General features: G+C 68.9%; 7 protein-coding genes. 3 read left to right on the top strand and 4 right to left on the bottom strand.

The window, feature by feature from the left end:
* The first annotated feature begins 275 nt into the window (after positions 1-275).
* Positions 276-1136: a PhzF family phenazine biosynthesis protein gene (locus tag ACFYY8_RS41985; protein ID WP_390050681.1), complete on the top strand. Its 861-nt coding sequence runs from the start codon at positions 276-278 to the stop codon at positions 1134-1136.
* A gap of 135 nt (positions 1137-1271) precedes the next feature.
* Here the strand turns inward: ACFYY8_RS41985 and ACFYY8_RS41980 are convergent, their stop codons facing one another.
* Positions 1272-2189, bottom strand: a complete 918-nt coding sequence (locus tag ACFYY8_RS41980) for a S1 family peptidase (protein WP_390050680.1) — start codon at positions 2187-2189, stop codon at positions 1272-1274.
* 311 nt (positions 2190-2500) lie between these two features.
* On the bottom strand, positions 2501-2809 hold the full coding sequence (locus tag ACFYY8_RS41975; RefSeq protein WP_390050679.1) for a hypothetical protein: 309 nt from the start codon (positions 2807-2809) through the stop codon (positions 2501-2503).
* A gap of 451 nt (positions 2810-3260) precedes the next feature.
* Here ACFYY8_RS41975 and ACFYY8_RS41970 point away from each other — a divergent pair, with 451 nt between their 5' ends.
* Positions 3261-3437 (top strand): hypothetical protein, encoded by a 177-nt coding sequence (locus ACFYY8_RS41970; protein ID WP_390050678.1) that lies wholly within the window; start codon positions 3261-3263, stop codon positions 3435-3437.
* 691 nt (positions 3438-4128) lie between these two features.
* Positions 4129-5328, top strand: coding sequence for a serine hydrolase domain-containing protein (locus ACFYY8_RS41965; RefSeq protein ID WP_390050677.1), 1200 nt, complete (start codon positions 4129-4131; stop codon positions 5326-5328).
* A gap of 315 nt (positions 5329-5643) precedes the next feature.
* Here ACFYY8_RS41965 and ACFYY8_RS41960 read toward each other — a convergent pair whose 3' ends face one another.
* Positions 5644-5799 carry a hypothetical protein gene (locus ACFYY8_RS41960; RefSeq protein ID WP_390050676.1) on the bottom strand — a complete coding sequence of 52 codons (156 nt, stop codon included), beginning with the start codon at positions 5797-5799 and terminating at the stop codon, positions 5644-5646.
* A gap of 139 nt (positions 5800-5938) precedes the next feature.
* Positions 5939-6247: a hypothetical protein gene (locus ACFYY8_RS41955; protein ID WP_390050675.1), complete on the bottom strand. Its 309-nt coding sequence runs from the start codon at positions 6245-6247 to the stop codon at positions 5939-5941.
* Positions 6248-6856: the final 609 nt, after the last annotated feature.

Raw genomic sequence — 6856 nt, 5'->3', positions numbered from 1 at the left:
GCGGCATACGAGAGCGAGGCGTACCAGAAGGCGCTGGTCGCCCTCCCCGACGGCGTCGAGCGCGACTTCCGCATCGTCGAAGGCATCGACTGACCGAGGTCCAGTCGGATCTTCACCATCCGGTGCGGGACGGCACCGGCTGAGGCGGGCCGGTACGCTCCGGGACGTGTTCGGTCGGCCGTCGCGGCCAGGTCCGGCCATCGGCGGAGCGCCGTTCGCGGTTGCCGGTTCGTTGAGCGTCAAAGGGGGGGCCGATGTCCTGGCCGGGTGTCACGGTGGTTGATGCGTGCGTGCGGCGCGACGGCCGGGGCGGCAGCCCCACGGCCGTCACCGACGACGACCCGGCGGCATCGGACGCGGACCGGCGTGCGGTCGCTGCTGAGGCCGGCACCTCGCACGCGGCGTTCCTCGGTCCGGGGCGGACGCCGGACGGTGGCCGGCCGGTCCGGTTCTTCACCGCCACCGCCGAACTGTCCGGCTGCGGCCACGGCACCGTTGCCGCGCAGGCCGTCCGGCTGACCCGCACCGAGCTGGGCGAGCTGAACGACCGCCAGCACACCGGCGGGCGCACGTTCGACACCGTCGCGATCCGCCGGTCCGCCGGCATCGAGGTGTGGTTCGACCAGGGCCTCGTCGCGCTGCGTCATCCGGCACCGGACGAGCGCGCCGCGATCGTCGCCGCGCTCGGGCTCACCGCGGACGACCCGCATCCGACCGACGCGCCACGGATCGCCGCGCCCGGCGCACCACGCATGCTGGTACCGGTCCGCGACCGGTCGGCGCTGCTCCGAGTCCACCCGCACTTCGGCAGGCTGACGGCGGCGTGCCAGCGGTACGGGCTCCTCGGCTGTTTCGTGTACGTACCGCCGGTGGGCGACCGACCGGGTGCGGCGCGGATGTTCGCGCCGGCGATCGGTGTCGACGAGGACGTCGCCAACGCCAACAGCACCGGCTGCCTGGCCGCCCACCTGCTCGACATGACAGGGGCGCAGACGGTCGCGATCGAGGTGGAGCAGGGCGACACCCTCGGTCGACCGGCCAGCGTGCTCGCTTCGGCCCGACGCGGGCCGGCGGGCATCACGACCCGGGTCGGCGGGTTAGCGGTGGTTCGCGACGGACACCGAGGCGGCAACTAGACCGTCCTCTTCCGCGATCCACGCAATGGGGCTGGGGCTGTCCGCTGCGGTCGAGCGTTGGCACCCGGTGGCGGCCGCCAGCGGGACGTGGCGTCGAGGGCGCGGCTGATCAAACTGGAAGTCGGCGGGTGGCGTTCAAGGCAGCGGGTATACCAGGGCGTTCCCTCCGCCCTCGGGGCCTCCGCTGATCAGGGCAACCCCTGTGGAGCCCTCGTAGACCGAGCCTCCACTGTCTCCTTCGGCGGCGTGAACGGTGGTGAGGGCCAGGCCGTAGACCGGCCCGTCACCGTAGTTGGTGGTGACGTCAAGACTGATGACCGTGCCGCAGGTGGTGCCGGTCGTGGCGCCGGTCTTGCACAGCGTCTGGTTGATCGACGGCCTGCCGAACTGGGTGATCGACTGGATGCTCCCGTCGGCCTGGCGGACAGCCGAGGGCTGCTGCCAGCCGGTGGCGGGGGTGATATAGGAGACGTCGCCTCCCGGATAGGTGAAAGCGGTGATCCTACCCAGGAGCCAGCCGTCCAGGCCCCAGGTGATCCCGGCCTTGCGGCAGTGTCCGGCGGTGAGGACGGACGACTGCCCGTTCCTGGTGACGTTGAAGCCGGTCGTGCAGTAGACGCCGCTCTGGGTCACGATCTGCTGGCCCCCGTAGACGGTCTCGGCCAGGGCTGTGGAACCGGTCATCGGCGGACGGAGCGGTGCCGTCGCGGTGGCGACATAGGGCCTGACGGGCTTGTCCACGGTGAACGTGCTGGTGAGGTCGAGGGGGCCGGTGGCGAGGAAGGACTTGGTCGTGACATCGAGGGGACCCTTCAGTACCGCGATGCGGACCCTGCCTTCGGCGGCGTTGACGTACCAGTACTGCGCGTTGCCGGCTTTTCCCTGTTCGGCGAGCCGGTCGAGCTGCATCTTCAGCGCTGTCAGTTCGGGAAGCCGGGCCGCCGTCTGCGGGGTGCTTGAAGCGGCGGACGCGGGGAGCGCGTATCCGGAGACGATCGCTGCGAGGACCGTCGCGAGGGCGCGGGAGAAGAGCCGGGGGGAAGGCGATCGCACAGGGGACTCCTGTAGCCAGAAGGGTTTGGTAACACACAGATATCTACCAACTACGTAAAGTTACTAAACTCGGGATCTACGTTCGTCGGGTAGGAGGCCTCCTGCGGCCGCGTCCCCAGCCGTCAAGCAACCTGCTTCAACGCCATCCCCTGTGCTCCCTGGCGGCGGCCTCATCGGCTCTCACCTCTGCCCGAGGTCTTCGGAAGCCGTCGGCGCCACCCGCCTGCGACCCCCGAGGAACCGGTGCCCGGCCCCGTACGGTGACACGGCCGGAGCTTGCCGGAGGCTCATGGATGCGTGGCCACCCGGGTTCAGCCCTTGTCGCCGACCGGCTGACCCTCCCGCTCTCCCTGCTCCATCCCAGCGTCCGGCCCGGCTCCGGCCCGCGCCTGAAGCGCCGCGGCCACCACCACCATCACGATGCCCAGCACTACGACACCGGCCCCGCAGGGGACGAGGATGCCCGCCACCTCGAACTCCACCGGTGTCGAGGTGGCGCGTCTCAGGGACTTGGAGAAGAACCCCAGCACCTGGGTCTGCCTCAGGACGATCAGGATGACGGCGAGCACGCCGACGCAGATGGTGACCACACCGGCATTGCGAAGTCTGCGAGGGAACACGAGCGGATTCTACGGAGACGCGGCGACGGATCCCTCACCGCGCACCCGGATCCCTGGCCACGCGGGGAGCGCGGTCAAACGCCTCCGCTTTTCTTGGGTGGGGCTCTGCCCATGGTTCGCCCGCAGCGGCTTGGACCGTCCCTCTGGCGACCACGGCGACGTCCCCGACGACACCCGCGCACGATCAACCCGACGTCCGACCACCTCCCGCAGAACGTTCCGACCCTCCTGGAACCACATCGTGAGGAGGTCGATCCCCTACTGCGGGCCGCCGAAATCAGGACGGCAGGCGGAGCGACCGCCGGCCAACTGGGCCGAGTCGATCCGGTCCGATCCGGTGAGCCGCGAAATGGGACCATGCGGCCGAAATATAGGAAAGCGGAAGGTCCCCGTCCCCGCCGATCGGTGCTCACCTGAAGGTGTCCCCTCACTCGGCCATGAGGAGCCACCCATGAGAATTCGCCGCTTACCCGCAGTCCTCCTCGCGACGGCGTTGAGCACCACCGTCCTGGCCGCACTCGCACCCGCACCCGCGATCGCGTCCACCGTCCGCCAGGCCAGTGCGGTCACGAGCATCGTGTGGATGCCCTACTGGAACTACGAAGTCGGCGACATCGTCACGGCCTGACCAACCGTTCCGCTATGTACAGGTGTCTTGTCGACCACTTCTCCATGCCCGAGTGGGCGCCGGAGGCCACCCCCGCTCTGTGGCAGCGGATATGACCCGTCCGCTCCCCTCCTCGGCGGACCTCCGCAGCGTCGCCCACCGGGGAGAGTGAGCAGGACGGTCAACGGACCGTCGTCGGCGCAGTGCGCACCTTCGGTGTCTCCGGTTCCGAGGTCATAGGCCGACACCGAGCATGGGGTTGTCGCGCCATTTGTCGGCGGTGCGGATGTAGCCGCGCACCACCGAGGATTTCTCGACAGCGGCCACCGTCAGCGCAGCCGTGACACAACCATGACACGGCGCGGACGAGGCCGGGACACGGCCGATCGACAGTGGACGAGGTTGACGGCGAGAGAGCAGGGCCTCGAACCGCTCCTGACCTGAACCGTTCACCGTGGGCTGGAAGCCCTGCCTGCCAGGCCGGAGACGGCTGCGGCACGGTGACCGTACCGGTCGGCTGGTCGAAGCCGAACGGGCCGCCTGCCCATGTGAGGCCATGACCCGGCGCCTGCATCGGGCCGGTGTCGTCCGCCCGGGCCTCGGCGACTTCGGCGTCTCCCCGTCAAGCAGGGCGAGACGAACCGGCCGGAACCGCTGTGACCGTCCTTCGGGCGGAAGGCCACGGCGAAGATGATCATGAAAAGGAGAAGGCATGACTGATGGCAGGAACTGGGGCCGGCGTTCGCCGGTACGGGGCGCCGCCGGTGCCGCCATGTTGATGATGGCCTGTGCCGGGCCTGCCACCGCCGCTCCGGCACAGGCCGGGAACGTGCAGAAGGCGATGGAGGAACTGGCCAGGGTCCCAGGGGTCGTGGGGGCCGTCGGCGGGGCCTACGTCGACGGGAGATCCATCGGGCTGGGCAGCGCAGGCTCCCGGTTCCTGAACGGCAGGGGCGGGAGGATACCCGCGAACGCCCGCTTCCGGATCGGGTCGCAGACCAAGGAGATGGTGGCCACCGTGGTGCTGCGACTGGTCGAGGAGGGCAGGTTGGGCGTGGACGACAAGCTCGGCGACCTGCTGCCGGAGGTGACGAGGGAGAACCTGGTGGCGCGGGCCGATGAGATCACGGTACGGCAGATGCTCCGGCACACCTCCGGCATTCCCGACTGGTACGCCAAGGAGCCGAACCCGGACGGGAGCGAGGGAGACGTCTCGTTCGACGTGTTCGACTTCACGACCCCCTATCAGCCGCTCGATCTGGTGAAGTGGAGCCGCAGCAGGCCCCGCACCGGGGAACCGGGTGAGAAGTACTCCTACTCCAACACCAACTACACCCTGCTCGGCATGATCATCGAGAGGCTGACCGGTCACGACCTGGCCACCGAGCTGCACAGACACCTGTTCGGCCCGCTCGGGATGACCAAGACCTACCTTCCCGTCAAGCCGCCGGAAGGCGTCAAGGGGCCACACGGCCACGGCTACTACCCCGACGTCAGCGGCAACCTGCGCGACGTGGACCGGTTCAACGCCGGTTTCGGCGGAGCGGCCGGAGGGGTGGTCTCCACCGCGCACGACGTGAGCGCCTTCAAACGGGCGTTCTCCCGGGGCAAGCTACTGCCGCCGGCGCTCCAGCGAGTCCTGACGGACCGGTTGCCCAACGACCCGCCCCCGGGCGGGGGCGGCCCCGCCTTCTGCAACGGCGAACTCGACGGCTTCTTCACGGGCGGGAGCACCGCCGGCTACCTCGCCATGACCTTCTACACGAAAGACGGCAGCCGCCAGCTCTCGATGTCGACCACCCTGAGCGTCAAGGACATCAGCGGACCGGCCGAAGGCATGTTCAAGGCTGTGGAGACCGTCTTCTGCCCACCCTCATCAGCGGCGGCTCCGGGCCCCTCCACCCGACCTTGAGGCTGAAAGCGAAGGCGTTCACTTCCGGAGGTCTCTGCGCCTGATCGACCGGGAAAGAGCCGTAGGCGACCGGCAGCTGCTCGCTTCGTTCGCGGCAGAAGACTTCCCGGATGGTGCGCCCGAGTCGCTCCCGCTCGTCGACATCGTCCCCAGCGCCGGGTCCTCCCCTGCACGGTCCCTGAGGAACAGAGCGTTGCCGAGCTACGGGCCCGAACGCGCTGGGGCAAATCATGACGAGGGCCGTCCCACAAGGTCAGCCAAGGCGCGTGCCGGCCACCGGCCGGAAGTTTCTCTCGCCTCCGGCCCACGGCCTGCCTACCTCTTGGTGTTCGACCCCGACCCCTGCTGTTTGTCGGCGTGGGACCGGGCTCTGCGGTCCAGGCCGTCGCGGGCGGTGGAGCTGTCGGGGGTTCCTCGCCGCTGCGGATCGCGCCCGGCGGTGGCTTCCTTGGTCCGCTGCGGGTTGCTCATGAGGTGGATCCGCCCCTCCGCGGCCCGGCTGCTCCGGGCCCGGCGACACGAACCCGCGTGGAGGGCCTCGACCGCACCGACGCCGCTCTGCGGGCTGACGCGGCCCCCGGACGGGATCCCGCCGCGCCACCCTGCTGACTTAGCAGCTGTTCGCGCCGTCGAACTTGCGAGGAACGCGGGGGACCTTGTGACTGAGCGTCTGGCCGCGCCTCACGCTCTTGCATTGGCTGTCTCCGCCGTATTTCCACACGATCTTCAAACGGAGCGTTCGATTACAGTTGTTCTTGGCGTAGCCGGTTTTGGAGAACGTGCCGGCCTTCTGCCAGACGGTAACGCAGCCTGGCGCGTTACCCATGGCCTGAGCGGGCTGTGCCTGCGCCGGGCTGGCCGCCAGCACCAGTCCGGCCGCGCTCAGCAGCGCCAACGCTGATGTCCTGACCTTGCTCATGAACCCTCCTGTCGGTTCTTCGGCCTTAATTCGCAATACGCGGAAAGCTTCTTTCCGCGCCGGTGCGGAGAATTACAAGAAGGCGATTCTGTGGCCCGCGCTTTTCTTGTTTGGTGCATTGAATGCCTGGGGCAATTCATTCATGTTTCACGGCGACACGTCATTGGCTCTGAGCGCACGGGTCTATGCGCAGAGCGCACAGTCGTCTTCCGGCCCGGCCCCTCGGGCTTGACCTCGGAGTGATCATCGTCCTGCGGATCGGCATCAGCAGGTCGTCGTCCGGCACGGCCACGGTCTCCCGCAGCGTCCGCGCGATGTCGGGGAACGGACGGTCGGTGGCTGAACCGGGGCCACTTCGCCCCCGGCACCTGGAGCTCGAACACCGGGCGGGCGCCGGAGTCGTTCGCCTCCGGCGAGCCGAGGTGATGGAGACCCTGCCGCACGAGGCCGCGCACGTCCTGGCTCATGTGTGGCGCCGAGGACACCAGCAGCGGCTACCGCTACCACCGGCCTTAGGGCTTGCAGATGATTAACTCGCCGAGTTGATCTTTTGTGGGAATGCGCCGGTGCTGAGGGCGTAGGCGGTGAGGTCTGATGCCGAGTAGAGAC

The organism is Streptosporangium sp. NPDC001559, from assembly GCF_042893955.1.
Taxonomy (GTDB): Bacteria; Actinomycetota; Actinomycetes; order Streptosporangiales; family Streptosporangiaceae; genus Streptosporangium.
This window is presented reverse-complemented; position numbering and strand designations above follow the sequence as displayed.

Coding starts and splice junctions, on each gene's coding strand:
- ACFYY8_RS41970 (WP_390050678.1), top strand. CDS start 3,261: ATGAGAATTCGCCGCTTACCCGCAGTCCTCCTCGCGACGGCGTTGAGC.
- ACFYY8_RS41965 (WP_390050677.1), top strand. CDS start 4,129: ATGACTGATGGCAGGAACTGGGGCCGGCGTTCGCCGGTACGGGGCGCC.
- ACFYY8_RS41960 (WP_390050676.1), bottom strand. CDS start 5,799: ATGAGCAACCCGCAGCGGACCAAGGAAGCCACCGCCGGGCGCGATCCG.
- ACFYY8_RS41955 (WP_390050675.1), bottom strand. CDS start 6,247: ATGAGCAAGGTCAGGACATCAGCGTTGGCGCTGCTGAGCGCGGCCGGA.